The sequence below is a fragment of the Polymorphospora sp. A560 genome (genome assembly GCF_045781765.1).
Lineage (GTDB): Bacteria > Actinomycetota > Actinomycetes > Mycobacteriales > Micromonosporaceae > Polymorphospora > Polymorphospora lycopeni.
This window is the reverse complement of sequence record NZ_CP122282.1, coordinates 6,975,736-6,995,493: the sequence shown is the minus strand read 5'-3', so window position 1 is coordinate 6,995,493 and position 19,758 is coordinate 6,975,736. Positions and strand designations below refer to the sequence as shown.

Sequence of the window (19,758 nt, the reverse complement as noted above, 5' to 3'; positions counted from 1 at the left end):
CGACGGATCAGCGCCGGCCGACAGGGGCGGCCGACCGGGCATCCGTGCCGGCCGGCTGGCCGGCCACCGCGTGGTGGTGCTGCGGTTCGGCGTACCGGGTCAGGCCGATCACCGAAACCAGGGTGACCAGGAAACCGAGCGCGGCCAGCCACTCCCGGCCCGGCCAGATCTTGTCGTTGAGCAGGGCCAGGCCGACGACCGCCGCCGGCAGCGCGCCCGCCGCGTCCATCGCGGCCACCGCCGCCGTCGTCGAACCGCGCTGCATGGCCAGCGCGAGCAGCAGTTGCCCGACGACCGAGTGGGCGATCAGCAGGTGGAACAGCGGGCTGCGGACGCAGGCGCCCCACGAGTCGACCGACGCCAGCGGGCGGGCCGCCACCGCGGCGGCGGAGAACGCCAGCCCGGCGAGGGAACCCAGCGCCACCGAGCCGGGCACCCCGTGCAGGCGTACGGCGAACACCCCGAGCAGCGCGACCACGCCCAGGGCCACCACCAGCCCGACGACCAGGGCGATCCCGATCGGCTTGGCGGGCGCCGGCCGGGCCGACAGGACCAGCGCCCCGATCCCGACGAACAGCAGCACCAGCAACGCGATCTCCGCGCGCGGCAGGCGCCATCTCAGCACCAGTACGCCGAGCACCGCGGTCACCCCCAGCCCGGCGGCGACGCTGGACTGCACGAGGAACAGCGGCAGATCCCGACGGGCCAGGAAGGCCAGCCCGAAACCGAGGGTCTGGAAGCCCAGCCCGAAGAGGTAGACCGGCTGGCCGGCGAGCCGGACCAGCAGCCCCGGGTCGATCCGGCGGTGCACGCCGGTCCGGGTCGCGGCGATCGACTGGAGGAGGTTGGCGAGGCCGTACGCGGCGACCATCGCCGCCAGGAAGCACCAACCCGTCGAGATCACTGGGCGAGGATAGATGCTTCGGCGCCCCGCTTCATCTCGTGGTGCTCACGGCACCCGCGCCCGCGCGGGCCGACCGGTCAGCGGGTCAGCCGGAGCAGGATGTCCTCGTGCAGCGGGCCGTTGGTCGCCACCGCGCTGCCGCCGCCGGGGCCCGGCCGGCCGGCGAGGTCGCTGAACCGGCCACCGGCCTCGGTGACGATCGGGATCAGCGCGGCGAGGTCCCACAGCGACAGTTCCGGCTCCACCATCACGTCCACCGCGCCCTCGGCGAGGAGCATGTAGCCGTAGAAGTCGCCGTACGCGCGGGTGCGCCAGCTCTGCCGCATGATGCCGAGCATCGCGTCGAGCCGGCCGTTCTCCTCCCAGCCGGACAGCGACGAGTAGCAGAAGCTGGCGTCGCCGAGCCGGCGTACGGCGGAGGTCCGGATCGGGGTGGCGGCGGCGGTGTGCCGGCCGGCGTACGCCCCGTGCCCGACCGCCGCCCACCAGCGCCGGCCCAGCGCCGGTGCGGACACCAGCCCGACGACCGGCTGGTCGCCCTCCATCAGGGCGATCAGGGTGGCCCAGATCGGCACGCCACGCACGAAGTTCTTGGTGCCGTCGATCGGGTCGACGACCCACTGGCGGGTGCTCGGGCCGGCGGCGGCCTCGGACGCGCCGAACTCCTCGCCCAGCACCCCGTCGCGCGGCCGGGTACGCGCCAGCGTGGCGCGGACGGCCTTCTCCACGGCGGTGTCCGCGTCGGAGACCGGGGTCAGGTCGGGCTTGGACTCGACGTGCAGGTCCAGGGCGCGGAACCGGGCCATCGAGATCGAGTCCGCGGTGTCGGCGAGCAGATGGGCAAGGGAGAGGTCGTCGGCGTACCGGGCCATGGCGGGAAACGTAGCCGATGGCGGCGAGCGGCCCGCGCGCGGACCGCTATTCGATCTCGCCGGCCCGGGATGCCAGCAGGCGGCGGTAGGACTGCAGCCGGCGCGGGTCGGCGTTGCCGGCCGCCACCCAGGCGTCGAGGGCACACTCCGTCTCGCCGGCGGTGTGCTCGCAGTTGGGCGGGCAGTCGACGGTGCCCTCGACCAGGTCGGGGAAGCCGTGCAGCAGGCTCTCGGCCGACACGTGGGCCAGCCCGAAGCTGCGTACGCCGGGGGTGTCGACGATCCATCCCGGGTCGGTGGCGCCGGGCAGCGGCAGCGCGACCGCGCTGGTCGACGTGTGCCGGCCGCGACCGATGGCGCTGACCGTGCCGACCGCCCGGTCGGCGTCCGGAACCAGCCGGTTGACCAGCGTCGACTTGCCCACCCCGGAGTGGCCGACGAGGACCGAGATCCGGCCGGCGAGCCGCTCGCGCAACCCGCCCAGGTCGGAGTCCGGCCGCACCAGCACGTACGGCAGGTCGAGTTCGGTGTAGTAGTCCAGGACCGCCTCCGGGCCGGCGAGGTCGGCCTTGGTGAGGCAGAGCAGCGGCTCGATGTCGGCGTCGTACGCGGCGACCAGGCAGCGGTCGACGAACCCGGTCCGCGGCGGCGGGTCGGCCAGGGCGGTCACGATGACGAGCTGGTCGGCGTTGGCGACCACGACCCGTTCGAGCCGGCCCTCGGCGGTGGTCTCGTCGTCGTCGGCGGTGCGCCGCAGCACCGAACTGCGCTCGGCGATCCGTACGATCCGGGCCAGCGCGCCGGGCGCTCCCGAGGTGTCGCCGACCAGCGAGACGCGGTCACCGACGACGACCGACTTGCGGCCCAGTTCGCGGGCGCGCATCGCGGTGACCCGGGTGGCCGACTCGTCGAGCACGCAGGTGTAGCGGCCCCGGTCGACGGCGATGACGAAGCCGTCGACGGCGGCGGCGTGCCGGGGCCGGGTCCGGGTGCGGGGCCGCGACGATCTACCCGGACGGACCCGTACGTCGTCCTCGTCGTATTCCCGCTTCCGACCCGCCAGCGGTCCGCCCCCTCAGTCTCCGGCCACCATTGCCGACCATAGTGCCGGAAACTCGGGCTGTGTCTTCGCGGTGCACGTCACGTCGCTGAGTTCGACCCCGGGCACCGCCAGCCCGACGATCGCCGCGGCGTGCGCCATCCGGTGGTCGTGGTAGGTCTCGAAGCCACCGCCGTGCAGCGGACGCGGCCGGATGTCGAGGCCGTCGGAGGTCTCGGTGACATCGGCGCCGAGCCCGGTCAGCTCGCGGGCGAGGGCGGCGAGCCGGTCGGTCTCGTGGCCGCGGATGTGGGCGACGCCGCGCAGCTTCGACGGCGAGTCGGCGAGCGCGGCCAGCGCGGCGACCGCCGGGGTCAGCTCCGCCACCTCGGACAGGTCGGCGTCGATGCCGTGGACCGTCCCGGTGCCGCGTACGGTCAGCCCCTCGGCGTCGAGGGTCACCTGACCGCCGAGCTGGTGCAGCAGCGTACGGAGCTGGTCGACCGGTTGCGCGCTGTTGCGCGGCCAGCCGCGCAGGGTCACCCGGCCGCCGGTGACCAGGGCGGCGGCGAAGTAGGGCACGGCGCCGGACAGGTCGGGTTCGATGTCCCACTCGCGCCCGGAGAGCCGTCCGGGTTCCACGGTCCACACGTCCGGGGTGCCGTCGTCGACGGCGGCACCGGCGGCCCGCAGCATCCGGGTCGTCATCCGCAGGTGTGGCGCGGACGGGACCGGCGGGCCCTGGTGGCGCACCACCACGCCGCGGTCGAAGCGGGGCGCGGCCAGCAGCAGGCCGGAGACGAACTGGCTGGAGGCGGAGGCGTCGATGGTGACCTCGCCACCGGCCACCCGGCCGGTGCCGTGGACGGTCAGCGGCAGCCCGCCGGTGGGCGCGACGTCGAGGCGTACACCCAGCGTGCGCAGCGCCCCGAGCAGCGGGCCGAGTGGCCGGGTGCGGGCCACCGGGTCGCCGTCGAAGGTGACCGGCCCGTCGGTGAGGCCGGCGACCGGAGGCCCGAACCGCATGACGGTGCCGGCCAGCCCGACGTCGACGTGCGCGGGACCGCGCAGCGGCTGCGGCCGGACCACCCAGCGGTTGTCGTCGTTGGTGGAGACGCCGATGCCGAGGTTGCGCAGCCCGGCGGCCATCAGTTCGGTGTCGCGGGCGCGTAGCGGCAGGTGCAGGGTCGACGGCCCGTCGGCGAGCGCGCTGAGCACGAGGGCCCGGGCCGTGATCGACTTGGAGCCGGGCAGGTGCACGCCCAGGTCGACCGGATCGGTCGCGGTCGGTGCGGTCCACGGCTGGGGCGGGCGGGTCGCGGTCGGGTTGGCCACGCCTACAGTCTGCCGTGCCGCGCCGACCGGGCGGGACCGGCGCCGGGCCGGCTCCCGCTGATCGGGACGGGTGGTCCCGGTGGATTAGCGTGTGTCGCATGTGTGGGCGGTACGCGACGACCCGGAGCGCGACGGATCTCAGCGCGCTCTTCGAGTCGTACGACGACACGGGCGGGCGGGTCGGGGCCGACTACAACGTCGCGCCGACCGACCCGGTGCCGATCGTGCGGATGTCGACGACCCATGCGGGCCGGACGCTCTCGGTGGCCCGGTGGGGGCTCGTGCCGTCGTGGGCCAAGGACGCCCGGGGCGCCGCCCGCATGATCAACGCCCGGGCCGAGACGGTCGCCACCACGGCCGCGTACGCCCGTCCGTTCGCCCGCCGGCGTTGCCTGGTCCCGGCCGACGGCTGGTACGAGTGGGTGCGGGGCACCGGGGGTGCGCGAAAGCAGGCGTATTTCATGACCCCGCGCGACGGCGGCGTGCTCGCCCTCGCCGGCATCTGGTCGGTCTGGGGTGACGGGGCGGAGCCGCTGCTGACCTGCAGCGTGCTGACCATGGCCGCGGCCGGTGACCTGGCGCTGGTCCACGACCGGATGCCGTTGCTGCTCACCGCCGACCGCTGGGACGGCTGGCTGGCCGGTGGTGGCGAGCCGGCGGAACTGTTGGTGCCACCCGGCGACGAGGTGCTCTCCGGAATCGAGATCCGTCCGGTCGGACCGGCTGTCGGCGACGTCCGCAATGACGGACCGGAACTGGTTTCCCGGGTGCCGGCGGGGCCACTCGGAGCGCCTGCCGAAGCGCCGGTGGAATTGACATTGTTCTGAACAGAAGCCCATCCTGTTCATCGCTTTTAAGGGCGATATGTCGCCTTGTATTTTCCCCTGTTGGGCGGCAAACCCTTGTCTCCACTGCTGTTTGTGCGATACAACACAGCGCCGGCAGTGGGTGTCGATTCGCACCGGGCGAATGGCGTCCATGGATGCTTTGCCGGTCCCACGGGGGAGGTGGGTGGATGACACGGGCGCGGATGCCACGCCCGCACGAGGTTGCCGCGGCACGAAGGGACCCGAGACTGATCCGGGCCCTCGACGAGCGACAACTCGACGATGCCTGGCGGACCAGGGGTGTATGCCAGAGCGTGGACCCAGAGACGTTCTTTCCGGCGCCGAGCGAGCCGGCGGACGCGGCCATCGCGTTGTGCCGCACCTGCGACGTGCAGGGTGCCTGCCTCGCCTGGGCGCTGGACGTCGGTGACTGTCACGGGGTGTGGGGCGCGACGACCCCACGCGAACGGCGGGCGATGCTGGTGGCCTGGCGCAGCCAGCTCGGGCCGGACCCGGACGGGGCCGACGAGCCGGGGCCCGACCTACGCCAACTGCTCGACCTGGTGCCGACCCGCTGACCCGTGCGCCCGGGCCGTCCCGGGCGCACGCCGGAGGCGACCGCCACGCCGGCGACACCACGGGGCGATCTGCCGGGCCGTCGGGTCTACGCGACGCACAATGGCCGGATGGGGCGTACCTGGGAAGTTCCGACGCCGCGCGGACCCGCGCGGCTCGCCCTCGATCCCGCGGCCGGTCCGGCGCGTGGCCTGCTCGTGCTCGGCCACGGGGCGGGTGGTGACGTCGACGCGCCCGACCTGGTCGCCGTGCGGGAGCGGGCGGTCGCGGCCGGACTGACCGTCGTCCGGATGACCCAGCCCTACCGGGTCGCCGGCCGCCGGGCGCCGGCACCGGCCGCCCACCTCGACGAGGCGTGGACGGCCGCCGTCGCCGCACTGCGGGCCGACGGCGCGGTCGCCGCCGGCCTGCCGCTGCTGGTCGGCGGCCGGTCCAGCGGAGCGCGGGTCGCCTGCCGCACCGCCGCCGCGCTCGACGCGGCGGCGGTCGTGGCGCTGGCGTTCCCGCTGCACCCGCCCGGCCGGCCGGAACGGTCCCGGGCCGCCGAACTGGCGAGCGGGGTGCCGACCGTGGTCGTGAACGGTGACCGGGACGCCTTCGGGGTGCCGTCCGCGTCGCCCGGGGTCGAGGTCTTCGTCCGTCCCGGCGAGGGGCACGACCTGCGGCGCGGTCCCGCCACCACGGCCACGGTGGTGGTCGACTGGCTGCGCGCCCACGGCTTCGCCGGCTGACCGGCGCGTGGTCCGGGCACGGACCGTGTCCTGGCCCGCCCGGCCGTCGTTGCACCGGGTGAGCCGGCAGGCTCCCCGGACCGTCCGGCCGACACCGGCCGGGTCCGACTCTCCCAGGCCCTTCCTGGTCCCAGTGGTGGCCCACGCCACTGCCGGGACCAGGGTGGGTGGCCACCCGGACGGAATGTCGGGGCGGTAGCTGTGCGTTACAACCCCCGGAAGCTTCGCTAGCGAGGGGGGTTTGATCCGGTGCGAACCGAGACACGCGACCGGGAGCAGAGCGACCGGGAGGCGACGCGCGTCCAGCGGCTGCTCACGGCTCCCGAGTGGCCGGCGACGCCCGAGCCTGACGGCGTGACCGTCGGCACTCCCGCCCGAACCCGAACTGCCGGCGCTGTCGAGCGCGTATCCTCGGCGGGACGGGTCACGCGAGGAGACGTGCGGTTGACTTCAGAGAAGACGGACGAACGCCGGACACGGTTCGAACGCGACGCGTTGCCGTTCGTCGACCAGTTGTACGCCGCCGGGCTGCGGATGACCCGCAATCCGGCTGACGCCGAAGACCTGGTCCAGGAGACCTACCTGAAGGCATACTCCGCCTTCCACCAGTTCGAAGAGGGCACCAACCTCAAGGCCTGGCTCTACCGGATCCTGACCAACACCTACATCAACTCCTACCGGCGCCGGCAGCGCCAGCCGATCCAGGCGCCGACCGAGGAGATCACCGACTGGCAGCTCGCCGAGGCCGAGTCGCACACGTCGAGCGGGCTGAAATCGGCCGAGACCGAGGCGCTCGAGCGGCTGCCCGACAGCGACATCAAGAACGCCCTCCAGCAGTTGCCCGAGGAGTTCCGGCTCGCGGTCTACCTCGCCGACGTCGAGGGGTTCTCCTACAAGGAGATCGCCGAAATCATGGGCACCCCGATCGGCACCGTCATGTCCCGGTTGCACCGCGGACGCCGGAATCTGCGCAAGATGCTGGAGCGCTACGCTGCCGAGCGGGGCTTCAACGGGGTCCCGTCGACGTCCGGGACCGGATCAGCCGGTCAGGAGGTGTGAGCGACCGTGAGCTGCGGTGAACCACACGAGACCGACTGCACCGACGTCCTCGCCGAGGTCTACCTCTATCTCGACCTCGAGTGCGGCGACGAACGGCGCGACCTGATCCGCGACCACCTCGACGAGTGCTCGCCCTGCCTTCGGCAGTACGGCATCGAGCAGGAGGTCAAGGCGCTGGTGGCGCGCTGCTGCGGCAACGAGACCGCGCCGGTGGAGCTGCGCGCCCGGCTGCGGGCCCGCCTCGGCGAACTGGTCGTCGAGGCCGAGACCCGCGAATACCTGCCCGACTAGGGGACCGGCCGGCCGCGCCGGCCCGCCGGATCCACGAAACGACGATCGCCGCCGGCGTACCGGACTCCGGTACGCCGGCGGCGATCGTCGTCGGCGCTCAGGAGTTGGGGCGCTTGCCGTGGTTGGCGGCGCTCTTCTTCCGGGCCTTCTTCTTCCGGGACTTCTTCGCCATGCTGGCCTCCCTGAACGGAACGGCTCTCCCGTTTGGCGGGAGCGGACCCGATGATGCTAGTCCGGCCCGCCACCCTTCCCACCTTTCACCCTGCCGCATGCCGTCGCATGATTGGATACCGTTCGCACGCACACTCACCGACGAGGAGGGCGACCCGATGGCCGAGGAGATCCGCGCCGAAATGGTGGCGAACGTCTGGAAGGTCGTCGCGGCCGTCGGCGACTCCGTCGCCGACGGCGACACGCTGGTGATCCTGGAATCGATGAAGATGGAGATTCCGGTCGTCGCCGAGTCCGCCGGGGTACTCGCCCGGCTCGCCGTCAACGAGGGTGACGTGGTCCAGGAGGGCGACCTGATCGCCGTCATCGAATGAGCCCGGTGGTCGTACGGCCGGCCGAGCCGGCCGAGTTCGACACGGTCGCCCGGCTGACCCTCGCCGCGTACGAGGCGGACGGCCAGCTCAAGGAGGACCGCGGCTACGCGCCGACGCTCGCCGACGTGGCGGGCCGGGCCGCCACGGGTGAGCTGCTCGTCGCGGTCGACGAGGTGACCGGCCGGCTGCTCGGCTCGGTCACCTTCGTGCTTCCCGGTTCCAGGTACGCCGAGCTGGCCGGCACCGGCGAGGCCGAGTTCCGGATGCTGTCCGTCGATCCCGCCGCCCAGGGCCGGGGGGTCGGCGAGGCCCTCACCCGGGCCTGCCTGGCCCGGGCCGCCGAGCTGGGCTGCCACGCCGTGGTGATCTCCACCCGGACGTTCACCGAGCCGGCGCACCGGCTCTACCACCGGGTGGGCTTCGTGCGTACGCCCGGTGCCGACTGGTCGCCGGTGCCCGGGGTCGACCTGATCGCCTGGCGGTACGACCTCACCACCGCCGGGCCGTAGAACGCGGCTGCGCGGCTCAGCCGCGTCCGGTCAGCCAGCGGCGCAGGCGGCGCAACGGCCCGCCCCGGGCCGTCGCCGATTCCATGGCCGACGTCTCCTCGACGATCAGCCGGGCGGCGGTCGCCGCGGCGGCGTTGTCGAGCCCGGGGGTCGCCAGGGCGAGTTGCGCCAGCGACCAGTTGATCGTCACCGGCCGGGTGTTCGCCACCGTCACCCCGTCGGCCAGCCGCTCGGCCACCACGCCGGCCACGTCGGCGCGTACGGACGGGTCGACCCAGGCCGCGGTGACCAGGGCGAACAGGGCGGCCTCGGTGGTCCAGTCCTCGACGCCCCAGAGCAGGTCGACCAGCACCCGGCGGCGGGTCGACTCCGGCCACGGCTCGTCGGTGCGGTGGTGCAGCAGGCCGAGGCAGGCCCAGACCTGCACGCACCGTACCCACAGTGCCGGGTCGTGTTTCGCCAGCGCCGCCCCGAGTTCGGTGTCGGGTACGGGCGGCGGGTGCACCAGCAGGCCCAGCAGGTCGTCGATGTCGACGGCGGCGAGGGTGACGGCGCGGTCGTACGCGGCCGGCGGGTGTGGCCACGCCGGGTAGGCGAGATGACGTACGCGTTCACCGGCAGCCGCCGAAGGCGGGGGCAGTGCCGGGCTGGCGGTGGTGCCCTCGTAGCGCCACAGCTGGCGGGTGCCGGCGCGGCGCGGCCGCCGGATGTCGGGTTCGCCGATCCCGGTCACCACCACCTCGGCGTCGGGCAGGGCGGTGGCGACCGTACGCATCGCGCTCGGCGGCTCGAGGCCGCTGACGGTCAGCCGGTGCGGGGTCGCCTGTTCGGCGAGTGCCTGCCGCAGCACGTTGGCGACCGCCTCGGCGGCGGTCGGCAGGTGGCCCAGCCACGGCCGGTCCTGGCAGCACTCGGCGAGGTCGTTGTGCTCGTGGGAGTTGTCGGGGTGGTCGCGCTGGAAGTCAGCCAGGGCCACCAGGTGGGCGAGGTCGCCGTCACGCCGGTAGCGCAGCCGGTGTGCGGTGTGTACGGCGCAGTCGAACGTCGGGTCCTTGGCCAGTGCCCGGTCCGTCCAGCCGATGGCCTCGTCGAGCCGGCCGTGGTCGGCGAGGGTGCCGGCGATGTCGGCGTACACGGACAGGTCGTCGGGGTCGTGTTCGACGGCCCGGCGCAGCGCCTCGATCGCCTCGGTGGTGCGGCCCGCGCTGCGGTAGGCGTAGCCGAGCCAGACCTCGGAGAGCTTCGACGGCAGGGCGGCCACGCCCCGGCTCGCCCACTCGACGGCGAGGGTGACCTCGCCGAGCCGGCGGGCCAGCGCGGACGCCGCGCCGAGCAGCAGCCCGTGGCCCGGATACTCGTCGACCGAGTGCCGGGCCAGTGCCAGGTACGGCAGCAGCGGCGCCCGGTCGGCTTCCGGCACCGGGTCGCCGATGCCGGCGCAGACCTGCATCATGATCCGGGCCAGCAGGTCGGGTTCGAGGCGGGCCGGCAGTTCGGGCGCGGCGACCCAGGGCACCCCGGCCCAGTCGCCGCCGGGGGCGTGGCCGGTGGCCGCGGCGAGCAGTTCGAGCCCTTCGCCGGGCCGCCCGGCGGCGGCGAGCAGGTGGGCGCGGGCGACGGCGGTGCCGATGAAGACGTGGTCGTCGACGGGGAAGAGGGGGACCCCGCCCCCGGGGAGTACGGCGAACTGGGCGAGTACCTCGTGCACCTCGGGCATGGTGGGGGCGTGGGCGACCGCTCCGGCGACGTGGTCGGCGGCGTGCGACAGGTCGCCTTCGTCGAGTGCCAGCCGGGCGAGTGCCAGCTCCCCTTCCGCCGACAGGCGGGGGTCGTTCATTCCCTCGGACACGTCGTGGTTCCTCGTTCTCCGATCGGGCTCCGGGCTTGCGCAGCCTAGGCCATGCCGGCGAAGAGCGTGATCCACTGCGCATTGCTGCGCGAATAGTTGCGAGATTTGGCTGTACCGTGCAAAGCTGCGCATGAAACGCGCGGGAAGCGCGCATGAGCGGGGAGGTCGACATGGGGGAGAATCCGGTCCCACAGCCCGGCGCGGGCATGGCCGCCGACATCGCCGAACAGCCGGCCGGCTACGCCCGCCTGCTGGAGCCGGTCCACGCCGACCCGATCGCCGAGGTGGCCGCCGCCGTCGCCGCCCGCCGCCCCCGGCACGTCGTCTTCACCGCCCGGGGCACCTCCGACCACGCCGCGCTCTACGCCGCGTACCTCACCGAGATCCGCCTCGGCCTGCCCGCCGGCCTCGCCTCGCCGAGCGCCGTCACCGTCTTCGGCGCCCGCCCCGACCTGTCCGACGCCCTCGTCGTCGGGGTCAGCCAGAGCGGCGGCTCACCCGACCTGACCGAGGTGCTCCGGGTGGCGCGGGCCTCCGGCGCGCTCACCCTCGCCGTCACCAACAACCCGTCGTCGCCGCTGGCCGAGACCGCCGAACTCGCCATCGACGTCGCCGCCGGGCACGAGCGCGCGGTCGCCGCCACCAAGACGTACACGGCCGAACTGTTCGCCCTGCTCATGCTCGTCGAAGGCGTACGCGCCGGCGACGGCGTACTGCCCGCCGAGGAACGCGACGCCCTGGCCGCGCTGCCCGACCTCGCCGCCCGGCTGCTCGACGACCCGACCGCCCGCGGTCTCGCGCCGCGCTACCGGTTCGCCGCCCGGATGGTCACCACCGGCCGGGGGTACGCCTACCCGACCGCCCGCGAGGCCGCGCTGAAACTGATGGAGACGTCCTACCTGCCCGCACTCGCGTTCTCCGGCGCCGACCTGCTGCACGGGCCGCTCGCGATGGCCGACCCGGACGTGCCGGTGCTGGCCGTCGTCGGTGCCGGTCCCGGCGGGGAGTCGATGCGCGAGGTGCTGGCCAAGCTCGGCGAACGCCGGGCCGATGTCGTCGCGATCGGACCCGGCGACGTCGCCGGGTCCGCCAGCCGGATCGCCGTGCCGCCGGTGGACGAGAGGTACGCCCCGCTGCTCGACATCCTGCCGGTGCAGCAGCTCGCGCTGGCCCTGGCGCTGGCCCGCGGCGAGGACCCGGACGCGCCACGCGGCCTGAAGAAGGTCACGTCGACGCTCTGACGCCACCCGTGGGAGGCTGTCCCGGTGTCCACGCTGCGTGACCTCGTCGAGGAGCACACCGGGCTGCGCCCGGTCGACATCGACCACCTGCACCGCATCGCCGGCGACTGGCAGCTCCTCTCCGACCTGTCCTTCGCCGACCTGCTGCTCTGGGTGCCGATCGACGAGGACGCCGAGTCGTTCCTGTGCGTCGCCCAGGTGCGCCCGACGACCGCGCCGACGGCGTACCTCGACGACCAGGTCGGCCGGATCGTCGGTGGGCCCGAGGTCGCCCACCTGACCATCGCCTACCGACAGGGCCGGATCTGGCGGGAGGGCGACCCCGTCTGGTACGGCGACACCCCGGCCCGGCACGAGGCGATCCCGGTCCGGCTGCGGGCCGCCGACGGCGAGTCCGGCGAGGTGATCGCGGTCATCGGCCGGGACACCAACCTGTCCACCGCCCGCACCCCGAGCCAGCTCGAACTGAACTACCTCACCACCGCCGACGACCTCGCCCAGATGGTCGCCGACGGCACCTTCCCGCCACCGCGCCGGCCGGGAGAGACCACGTCGGCGCCGCGCGTCGGCGACGGCCTGGTCCGCCTCGACGCCAGCGGCAAGGTCACCTACGCCAGCCCCAACGCCCAGTCCGCCTACCGGCGGCTGGGGTTCGCGTCGCACCTGGTCGGCGAGGACTTGGCGGCGCTCAGCGGCCGGCTCGCCGACGACCCGCTGGAGGGCACCGAGGCCGCCAACCGGGTGCTCGCCGCGCTGGGCGGCGAGGCGCCGAGCCGGCAGGAGATCGACGCACGGGGCGCCACCGTGCTCACCCGTGCCCTGCCGCTGATGCCCGCCGGGGTGCCGATCGGCGCGCTGGTCCTGGTCCGTGACATCACCGAGGTACGCCGGCGCGACCGGGCGCTGATCACCAAGGACGCCACCATCCGGGAGATCCACCACCGGGTCAAGAACAACCTGCAGACGGTCGCCGCCCTGCTGCGCCTCCAGGCCCGGCGGGTCGGCATCCCGGCGGCGAAGGCGGCGCTGGAGGAGTCCGTACGCCGGGTCGCGTCGATCGCGATCGTCCACGAGACGCTGTCGATGTCGACCGACGAAGAGGTGGAGTTCGACCAGATCATCGACCGGATCGCGGTCGCGGCGGCCGAGGTGGCGAGCACCGAGACCCCGATCCGGATGCGCCGGGAGGGCACCTTCGGGGTCCTGCCGGCCGAGATCGCCACCTCGCTCGCGATGGTGCTCAACGAGTTGCTGCTCAACGCGGTCGAGCACGGGTTTCCGCCACCCGGCGAGGAATCGGCGGCCGCCGCGCCGGCCGAGGTCGTGGTCTCGGCCTACCGGTTCCGCAAGCAGTTGCACGCGACGGTGGCCGACAGCGGTCGTGGCCTGCCGGCCGACTTCGACGCCGAGCGGGGTGGCCGGCTCGGCCTGCAGATCGTCCGCGCCCTGGCCACCGGCGAGCTGCGCGGCACCATCGAGTTGCGCAACCGCGCCGAGGGCGGCACCGAGGCGATCCTGGTAGTCCCGCTGACCAAACGCTGACGCCCTCTCCTCTTCTCTTCTCTTCCCCCCATGATCCGCGTGATCAGGGACCAGGTCGGGCGTGTCGTCGGCGCGGCGGGGTGCAAACTCCCTGATCACGACGATCTTGCGGATCTGCGGCGAGGACCCGGGGCGGGGTCAGCGGGGGGTGGGTGACAGCAGGGCGACGGTCAGGCCGTCGACGGTCCAGGTGTGGTCCACGGTGAAGCCCGCCCGCAGCGCGCCCGCCTTCGGCTCCGGCACCGCCGCCAGCGGATCGGCGCCGTGCTCGCCGGAGAGCAGCAGCCATACCCGGCCGGCCGGCGCCAGACAGGGGGCCGGATCGGCGCACTCGTCGGCCCACAGGCTGCCGGCGCGTACCGGGTCCCGGACCGCGAGCAGGTCGTCCGGCCGTCCGTCGCGCAGGTGGTAGGCGAGCGCGAGGTCCAGGAACCGCCAGCCGTCGCGGGGCGAGTAGACGACGGCGTCGCCGGACCGGTCGCCCGCGTCGATGATCCGCGCCGCGGCGGCGTAGTCGACCGGCCGCGTCCGCGGCCACTCGTGGGTCCGGCGCATGCCGGCCTGTTCCGGCCCACCGAGTACGGCGACCACGGCGACCACCGGCAGCGCGGCGCGCACGTCGACGGCGGCCAGGGCGGCACCCGCGAGCAGGCCGGCGAACGGCACGGTGAAGACCAGGTAGCGGGGCACCCACAGCGGGGTCACCAGCCCCGCGACGAACAGCACGGCAACCGGCAGCAGCACGCACGCCCCGAGCACCACCGCCCACCCCCGCCGCCCGATGCGGCCTGGGTGGGCGGCGGCCGGGCCGCCCGGGTCACCCGTGCCGGCGTCGCTGTCCGCACCGGCCGGATCGGGCCGGGCGGCTCCGTCGGCCGTACCGGCCCGCTGGAGCAGCGTGGCGAGCCCGAGGGCGGCCAGCACGGCCAGCGCCCCGCCGACCGCCGCCGCGCCGGTCACCCCGCCGGGAAACCGCACCAGTTCGCCGAGGCCGGGCCGGCCCACCCAGTCGAGCTGCCGCTGGTGCTGCCCGCCGCCGAGCAGCACCAGCGGGGTGACCGCCGCCACCGCCGGCAGCAGGGCCACCGGCCAGCGCAGCAGGCGCCGGTCCCGGGTCCGCCGCAGGGCGAGCAGGACGGCGACGGCATGGCCGGCGAGCAGCGTCGCCGCGACGAGGTGACCGAGGCCGAGCCCGGCCACCGCGAGCCCGTACGCGAGCCAGCGCCACCACCCGGGCCGGTCGATCGCCCGGACCAGCAGCAGGGTGGCCAGCACGGCCAGCATCGTGACGAGCGCGTACGGCCGGGCCTCCTGCCCGTACCGGGAGGTGCTGGGCACGACGGCGAAGAGCAGCCCGGCGAGCAGCCCGGTGCCGGGACCGAGGAGGCGACCGCCGAGGACCGCGGCCAGCGCGGCGGCGGCGGTCATCGCCAGGGCGGACGGCAGCCGCAGCGCGGTGGGGGAGTCACCGAAGAGGCCGGTCCAGCCGTGCATGAACAGGTAGTACGGCGTCGCGCTGGCGTCGACGGTCCGGGCCATCCGGAGCAGGTCGGGCAGGTCGCGGGTGGCGGCGCTCCAGGTGGCCAGCTCGTCCCGCCAGGGCTGCGGCCGGCCGAGTTGGACCAGGGTCACCGCCAGTGTCGCCAGGGCCGGCCACCACCATGCCGTACGGCCCGGTCGAGGGTCGCCGCGTGACGCGATCCGAAGTGGCAAAATGCCCCTCTAGAAGGCATTGGCTCTGATTGGTCGGCTATTTCCCGCCTGTTGTGAAGCCTCCCACAGCCGGACCGTCATGTGGGATCGAAACCGCACACTCTGGCTGGTGGGACCCGGGTGTGGCAGCATGGTCGGCATGACCGACGCTGTCGACCGCCGTCTCGTGGCACGCCGCCACGTGGACTACGGCCGCGTCCGCAGCGCCATCTGTCCGGCCCACTGACCCCGCCCGAAACTCTCTCTCGGGCGCGCACCGCGCCGGCTCCCGACACCGACGTCGTCAGGCCCCGCATCACAGGCGGGGCGGCCGCTCGCACACCGCGTGTCCACCGCAGAGCAATCCCCAAGCAGGAGGACGCCGCGATGGCGGTCAGCGACACCCCGACCCGCGCCGGCGCGTCCGGCGGCACGGCAGCCCCGCGCCCGGCCGCCCGGGCGGCCCGTAAACCTCGTGGCGAGGGGCAGTGGGCGGTCGGCCACCGCGAGCCGCTCAACCCCAACGAGCGGACGAAGAAGGACGACAACCCGCTCAACGTACGGGCCCGGATCGAGAACATCTACGCCCGGGGCGGCTTCGCCTCGATCGACCCGCAGGACCTGCGCGGCCGGTTCCGCTGGTGGGGCCTCTACACCCAGCGCAAGGCCGGCATCGACGGCGGACGCACCGCCGTGCTGGAGCCGCACGAACTGGAAGACGAATACTTCATGCTCCGGGTCCGCATCGACGGCGGACAGCTCAACCTGGCCCAGTTGCGGGTCATCGCGGACATCTCGCAGGAGTTCGCCCGGGACACCGCCGACATCACCGACCGGCAGAACATCCAGCTGCACTGGATCCGGGTCGAGGACATGCCGGAGATCTGGCGCCGGCTGGAGGCCGTCGGCCTGGAGACCACCGAGGCGTGCGGCGACTGCCCGCGCATCGTGCTCGGCAGCCCGGTCGCCGGGGTGGCCGCCGACGAACTGCTCGACCCCACGTCGGCCATCGACGAGATCGTGGCCCGCTACGTCGGCGACCCCGCCTTCTCCAACCTGCCGCGCAAGTTCAAGTCGTCGATCTCCTGGCTGGCCGACACGCCGTACGAGGTCAACGACGTCTCGTTCGTCGGCGTCGACCACCCCGAGCACGGCCCCGGCTTCGACCTCTGGGTCGGCGGCGGGCTGAGCACCAACCCGATGCTCGCCCAGCGGCTCGGCGTCTGGGTGCCGCTCAGCGAGGTGCCCGACGTCTGGGTCGGCGTGGTGTCGATCTTCCGCGACTACGGATACCGTCGGCTGCGGCACCGGGCCCGGCTGAAGTTCCTGGTCGCCGACTGGGGCGTGGAGAAGTTCCGGGAGATCCTGGAGAAGGAGTACCTCGGCCGGACCATGCTCGACGGGCCGGCGCCCGAACTGCCCGGCAAGCCGATCGACCACATCGGGGTGCACGAGCAGAAGGACGGCCGGTCCTACGTCGGCGCCGCCCCGGTCGTCGGCCGGGTCTCCGGATCGCAGCTCGCCCGGCTCGCCGACGTGGTGGAAGCCGCCGGCAGCGACCGGGTACGGCTGACGCCGTACCAGAAGCTCCTGGTTCTTGATCTTGAGTCGGACCGGGTCGAGCCGCTGGTGACCGCGCTACGGGAGATCGGGCTGGAGGCCCGGCCGTCGGCGTGGCGGCGCGGCACGATGGCCTGCACCGGCATCGAGTACTGCAAGCTCGCGATCGTCGAGACCAAGGCCCGCGGCATGGAGTTGGTCGCCCGGCTGGAGGAACGGCTGCGCGAGTTCGACGCCGACATCTCGATCCACATCAACGGCTGCCCGAACGCCTGCGCCCGCACCCAGGTCGCCGACATCGGCCTGAAGGGCCAGCTCGTGGTCGGCCCGGACGGTCGCCAGGTCGAGGGCTACCAGGTGCACCTGGGCGGCGGCCTCGGCATGGCCCAGGGCCAGACCGCCGGGTTCGGCCGCAAGCTGCGCGGTCTCAAGACCACCGCCGAGGAGCTTCCGGAGTACGTCGAGCGGCTGGCCCGCCGCTACCTGGCCGGCCGGACCGACGGCGAGTCGTTCGCCGACTGGGTCGTCCGCGTCGACGAGGAGGAACTGCGGTGAGCGAGCGAACCATCGGGCTCCGCGTCGGACACGGCGGCGCCGAGCGCAGCGAGGTGACGTCGTGAGTGAGCGTAGCGAGCGAGCCATGGGGCTCAGTGGCGGACACGGCGGCGCCGAGCGCAGCGAGGTGACGTCGTGAGCGAGCGGGCGGCGCCGCTGTACTGCCCTTACTGCGGCGAGGAGAACCTGCGGCCCAACGAGGAGTCGCACGGCGCCTGGGAGTGCCACGCCTGCGCCCGGGTCTTCACCGTGAAGTTCAACGGCCTGCTCACGAAGGGGGTGACCCGATGATCCCGGTTTCCGCCACGGACCTCGGCCTGGTCAGTCTCGCCGGACCGGTCGCACCGGCGCGCCGGCGTCCCGAGGAGTTGAAGTCGCTCGCCGAGGAGGCGGCCCGCGAACTCGAGGGCGCCCCGGCCGAGGAGATCGCCCGCTGGGCGGCGGAGGAGTTCGGTGACCGGTTCTGTGTCACCAGTTCGATGGCCGACGCGGTGCTGGCCCACCTGGTGTCGCGGGTCGCGCCCGGCGTCGACGTGGTCTTCCTCGACACCGGGCTGCATTTCCCGGAGACGCTGAAGGTGCGCGACACGGTCGCCCGCACGCTGCCGGTCAACGTCCGGTCGATCCGGGCCCGGATGACCGTCGGCCAGCAGGATGGCGAGTACGGCCCGCGGCTGTTCTCGAAGGCGCCCGACGAGTGCTGCGCGCTGCGCAAGGTGGAACCGCTGGAGCGGGCGCTCGGCGACTACGACGCGTGGGCGGCCGGGTTGCGCCGCGACGAGTCGCCGACCCGCGCCAACACGCCGGTGGTGACGTTCGACGCCCGCCGGGGCCGGGTGAAGGTCAACCCGATCGCGGCGTGGACCCAGGGCGACGTCGACGCGTACATCTCGCGGTGGAACGTGCCGGTGAACGAGTTGTTCCGGCAGGGCTACACCTCGATCGGCTGCTGGCCGTGCACGCGGCGTACGAAGGCCGGCGAGGACCCCCGGGCGGGCCGCTGGGCGATGTTCGAGAAGACCGAGTGTGGCCTCCACACCTGACCGTTCCGGTGGTCGCAGCGGCCGGCTGACGGCGTCGCCGGTCGTCCTGGTCGCCCACGGCAGCCGCGATCCCCGGGCGGCCGCCGCCACCCGCGCGCTGGCGCGTGCGGTCGAGGCCGCCGACCCGGCCGTCGCGGTCCATCCCGCCTACCTGGACCACACCACGCCGCGCCCCGCCGACGTGCTGCACGCCCTGGCCGCCGCCGGGCACCCCGGGGCCACGCTGGTGCCGCTGCTGCTCACCGCCGCCTATCACGGCCGGGTCGACGTGCCGGCGGCGGTTGCCGACGCCTACGCGGCCGGGCTGCGGATCCCGGTACGGGTCACCGAGGTGCTCGGGCCGGCCGGTGGGATCGTCGACCGGTGGCTGCTGGCCGGGCTGGTGCGGCGGCTGGCCGCGGCCGGCACGGGGTTCGACGCCGTGGTGCTCGCCGCCGCGGGCACCCGGGACGCGGCGGCGCGGGCCACGGTCGACCTGGCGGCGGCCGCGCTCGGCACGGCCCTGGGAGTGCCCTGTGTGGCCGCGTACGCGTCCGCCGCGCCGCCGGCCGTCGGTACGGCGGTCGCCCGGCTCCGGGCCCGTGGCGCCCATCGGGTCGGGATGGCGGCGTATTTCCTCGCCCCCGGACGGTTGTACGCCGAGGCGGCCGCGGCGGCGCGGTCGGCGGGTGCGGTCGGCGTCGCCGGGCCACTGGAGGGCGCTCCGGAAATCGCCCGGCTGGTCCTCGCGCGGGTGGAATTGGCCGGCAGATCTCCGATACCACTCCTCGCGGCCTGACTGCCCGTATTCCTCACCGTTACCGAGTGAATAGTCGGCGTTCGATGGGGTGCCGATCCTTCGGCGGTTCGCATTCGCCGGGACGCACCCGCTGCGTAGCTAAAGGTGTACAGAACTCAGATACAGCGAAACGCCCCGGGAGTACCCGGGGCGTTTCGCTGTGAAGCTCGTTGGTCAGGCGGAGTGAGCGCGCAGGACCCGAAGGCCACCGCGGCGCTTAACGGCGCGCCGCTCTTCCTCGCTCATTCCGCCCCAGACGCCGGCGTCCTGACCGGATTCGAGCGCCCACTTGAGGCACTCGTCGGTCGCGGGGCAGCGCCGACAGACGGCTTTGGCCTGCTCCACCTGCAGCAGAGCGGGGCCGGACGTCCCGATCGGGAAGAACAGCTCCGGGTCCTCATCGCGGCAGGCAGCATGGTGGCGCCAGTCCATGGCGGCAACACTCCTCATTCTTGATCGGTGGTGATAAACACGCTGATCTTTATTTCCTATATGCATCCGCACGGCTGGTGCGCGACGGAGTGCAGCCGTCGGATCAGCAGTGCGTGAGCAAGCTTTGAAAACCTTGGGAGATCGATCGGCGCGTGCCGCAATGGGCACGTCCGCGCAACATCCCGGTAACTCAGTTCGCTTGTGAATGCTTTCACGAACTCTGGCGATGTCAAGGGTGGCGCTCAGAAAAAATCTGAACGGGTGAGCAAGCTCACGACCCCTTTGTCCGATTTCCAGCGCTTGCCGGCAACCGGTGTGCCACAGCCACTAGTCAATGTAGTACAGTCCGCCCGACATTGCAGGCATATCAGGCAGGTG

At 73.5% G+C, this 19,758-nt stretch carries 21 protein-coding genes; 13 read left to right on the top strand and 8 right to left on the bottom strand.

Translation table 11 applies throughout. The annotated features are described in order from the left end of the window. Nucleotides 1–7 precede the first annotated feature (7 nt). The 4 genes from QCD66_RS31470 to aroA all read right to left on the bottom strand — a co-directional run bounded on the left by QCD66_RS31470 (nucleotide 8) and on the right by aroA (nucleotide 4,150). Nucleotides 8–871: a hypothetical protein gene (locus QCD66_RS31470; RefSeq protein ID WP_375735317.1), complete on the bottom strand. Its 864-nt coding sequence runs from the start codon at nucleotides 869–871 to the stop codon at nucleotides 8–10. A gap of 110 nt (nucleotides 872–981) precedes the next feature. Continuing rightward, nucleotides 982–1,776: a histidinol-phosphatase gene (hisN, locus tag QCD66_RS31465; RefSeq protein ID WP_364218197.1), complete on the bottom strand. Its 795-nt coding sequence runs from the start codon at nucleotides 1,774–1,776 to the stop codon at nucleotides 982–984. Between the two features lie 46 nt (nucleotides 1,777–1,822). Beyond that, complete coding sequence (gene rsgA, locus QCD66_RS31460; protein ID WP_375735316.1) at nucleotides 1,823–2,722, bottom strand: ribosome small subunit-dependent GTPase A; 900 nt, start codon at nucleotides 2,720–2,722, stop codon at nucleotides 1,823–1,825. A gap of 129 nt (nucleotides 2,723–2,851) precedes the next feature. Continuing rightward, entirely contained in the window at nucleotides 2,852–4,150 is a 1,299-nt protein-coding gene (gene aroA / locus QCD66_RS31455; RefSeq protein ID WP_375735296.1) for a 3-phosphoshikimate 1-carboxyvinyltransferase, read from the bottom strand. 98 nt (nucleotides 4,151–4,248) lie between these two features. On the opposite strand from aroA, the gene QCD66_RS31450 reads away from it, so the two are divergent. The 5 genes from QCD66_RS31450 (at nucleotide 4,249) to rsrA (ending at nucleotide 7,634) form a co-directional block, all read left to right on the top strand. Then, nucleotides 4,249–4,977, top strand: a complete 729-nt coding sequence (locus QCD66_RS31450; protein ID WP_364218201.1) for an SOS response-associated peptidase — start codon at nucleotides 4,249–4,251, stop codon at nucleotides 4,975–4,977. Nucleotides 4,978–5,165: 188 nt separating this feature from the next. Next, on the top strand, nucleotides 5,166–5,555 hold the full coding sequence (locus QCD66_RS31445) for a WhiB family transcriptional regulator (protein ID WP_357533226.1): 390 nt from the start codon (nucleotides 5,166–5,168) through the stop codon (nucleotides 5,553–5,555). A gap of 108 nt (nucleotides 5,556–5,663) precedes the next feature. After that, a complete protein-coding gene (locus QCD66_RS31440) occupies nucleotides 5,664–6,284 on the top strand; it encodes an alpha/beta family hydrolase (protein WP_407566900.1) in 621 nt (206 codons plus the stop codon). Nucleotides 6,285–6,533: 249 nt separating this feature from the next. Further along, nucleotides 6,534–7,343 carry a sigma-70 family RNA polymerase sigma factor gene (locus tag QCD66_RS31435; protein WP_375735437.1) on the top strand — a complete coding sequence of 270 codons (810 nt, stop codon included), beginning with the start codon at nucleotides 6,534–6,536 and terminating at the stop codon, nucleotides 7,341–7,343. Between the two features lie 6 nt (nucleotides 7,344–7,349). Continuing rightward, nucleotides 7,350–7,634, top strand: a complete 285-nt coding sequence (gene rsrA / locus QCD66_RS31430) for a mycothiol system anti-sigma-R factor (RefSeq protein WP_357533220.1) — start codon at nucleotides 7,350–7,352, stop codon at nucleotides 7,632–7,634. A 97-nt stretch (nucleotides 7,635–7,731) separates the two neighbouring features. Here rsrA and QCD66_RS31425 read toward each other — a convergent pair whose 3' ends face one another. Then, on the bottom strand, nucleotides 7,732–7,806 hold the full coding sequence (locus tag QCD66_RS31425) for a 50S ribosomal protein bL37 (RefSeq protein WP_369814844.1): 75 nt from the start codon (nucleotides 7,804–7,806) through the stop codon (nucleotides 7,732–7,734). Nucleotides 7,807–7,963: 157 nt separating this feature from the next. Here QCD66_RS31425 and QCD66_RS31420 point away from each other — a divergent pair, with 157 nt between their 5' ends. Together QCD66_RS31420 and QCD66_RS31415 are read left to right on the top strand one after the other, a co-directional pair. Further along, nucleotides 7,964–8,179 (top strand): biotin/lipoyl-binding carrier protein, encoded by a 216-nt coding sequence (locus tag QCD66_RS31420; protein WP_407567264.1) that lies wholly within the window; start codon nucleotides 7,964–7,966, stop codon nucleotides 8,177–8,179. Next, nucleotides 8,176–8,688: a GNAT family N-acetyltransferase gene (locus QCD66_RS31415; protein WP_364218206.1), complete on the top strand. Its 513-nt coding sequence runs from the start codon at nucleotides 8,176–8,178 to the stop codon at nucleotides 8,686–8,688. Before QCD66_RS31420 ends, QCD66_RS31415 begins: the two co-directional genes overlap by 4 nt. Before the next feature lie 16 nt (nucleotides 8,689–8,704). Here QCD66_RS31415 and QCD66_RS31410 read toward each other — a convergent pair whose 3' ends face one another. Beyond that, nucleotides 8,705–10,525, bottom strand: coding sequence for a tetratricopeptide repeat protein (locus QCD66_RS31410; RefSeq protein WP_375735451.1), 1,821 nt, complete (start codon nucleotides 10,523–10,525; stop codon nucleotides 8,705–8,707). 218 nt (nucleotides 10,526–10,743) lie between these two features. Between QCD66_RS31410 and QCD66_RS31405 the strand changes: the two genes are divergently transcribed. Together QCD66_RS31405 and QCD66_RS31400 are read left to right on the top strand one after the other, a co-directional pair. After that, entirely contained in the window at nucleotides 10,744–11,778 is a 1,035-nt protein-coding gene (locus QCD66_RS31405; protein ID WP_364218416.1) for an SIS domain-containing protein, read from the top strand. 24 nt (nucleotides 11,779–11,802) lie between these two features. Then, on the top strand, nucleotides 11,803–13,320 hold the full coding sequence (locus tag QCD66_RS31400; protein WP_364218208.1) for a histidine kinase N-terminal domain-containing protein: 1,518 nt from the start codon (nucleotides 11,803–11,805) through the stop codon (nucleotides 13,318–13,320). Nucleotides 13,321–13,458: 138 nt separating this feature from the next. Here the strand turns inward: QCD66_RS31400 and QCD66_RS31395 are convergent, their stop codons facing one another. After that, on the bottom strand, nucleotides 13,459–15,021 hold the full coding sequence (locus tag QCD66_RS31395) for a glycosyltransferase family 39 protein (protein ID WP_407567263.1): 1,563 nt from the start codon (nucleotides 15,019–15,021) through the stop codon (nucleotides 13,459–13,461). A 378-nt stretch (nucleotides 15,022–15,399) separates the two neighbouring features. Here QCD66_RS31395 and QCD66_RS31390 point away from each other — a divergent pair, with 378 nt between their 5' ends. From QCD66_RS31390 to QCD66_RS31375, 4 genes are all read left to right on the top strand, one after another. Further along, nucleotides 15,400–17,127 carry a nitrite/sulfite reductase gene (locus QCD66_RS31390; protein WP_364218210.1) on the top strand — a complete coding sequence of 576 codons (1,728 nt, stop codon included), beginning with the start codon at nucleotides 15,400–15,402 and terminating at the stop codon, nucleotides 17,125–17,127. A gap of 135 nt (nucleotides 17,128–17,262) precedes the next feature. Continuing rightward, the gene (locus QCD66_RS31385) at nucleotides 17,263–17,418 is read left to right on the top strand and encodes a hypothetical protein (RefSeq protein WP_364218212.1); all 156 of its coding nucleotides are present in this window, start codon (nucleotides 17,263–17,265) and stop codon (nucleotides 17,416–17,418) included. Further along, on the top strand, nucleotides 17,415–18,170 hold the full coding sequence (locus QCD66_RS31380; RefSeq protein ID WP_364218214.1) for a phosphoadenylyl-sulfate reductase: 756 nt from the start codon (nucleotides 17,415–17,417) through the stop codon (nucleotides 18,168–18,170). The genes QCD66_RS31385 and QCD66_RS31380 overlap by 4 nt, the downstream gene beginning before the upstream one ends. Next, entirely contained in the window at nucleotides 18,154–18,948 is a 795-nt protein-coding gene (locus QCD66_RS31375) for a CbiX/SirB N-terminal domain-containing protein (RefSeq protein WP_364218216.1), read from the top strand. The genes QCD66_RS31380 and QCD66_RS31375 overlap by 17 nt, the downstream gene beginning before the upstream one ends. 174 nt (nucleotides 18,949–19,122) lie before the next feature. Here the strand turns inward: QCD66_RS31375 and QCD66_RS31370 are convergent, their stop codons facing one another. After that, on the bottom strand, nucleotides 19,123–19,380 hold the full coding sequence (locus QCD66_RS31370; RefSeq protein WP_212826726.1) for a WhiB family transcriptional regulator: 258 nt from the start codon (nucleotides 19,378–19,380) through the stop codon (nucleotides 19,123–19,125). Nucleotides 19,381–19,758 lie beyond the last annotated feature (378 nt).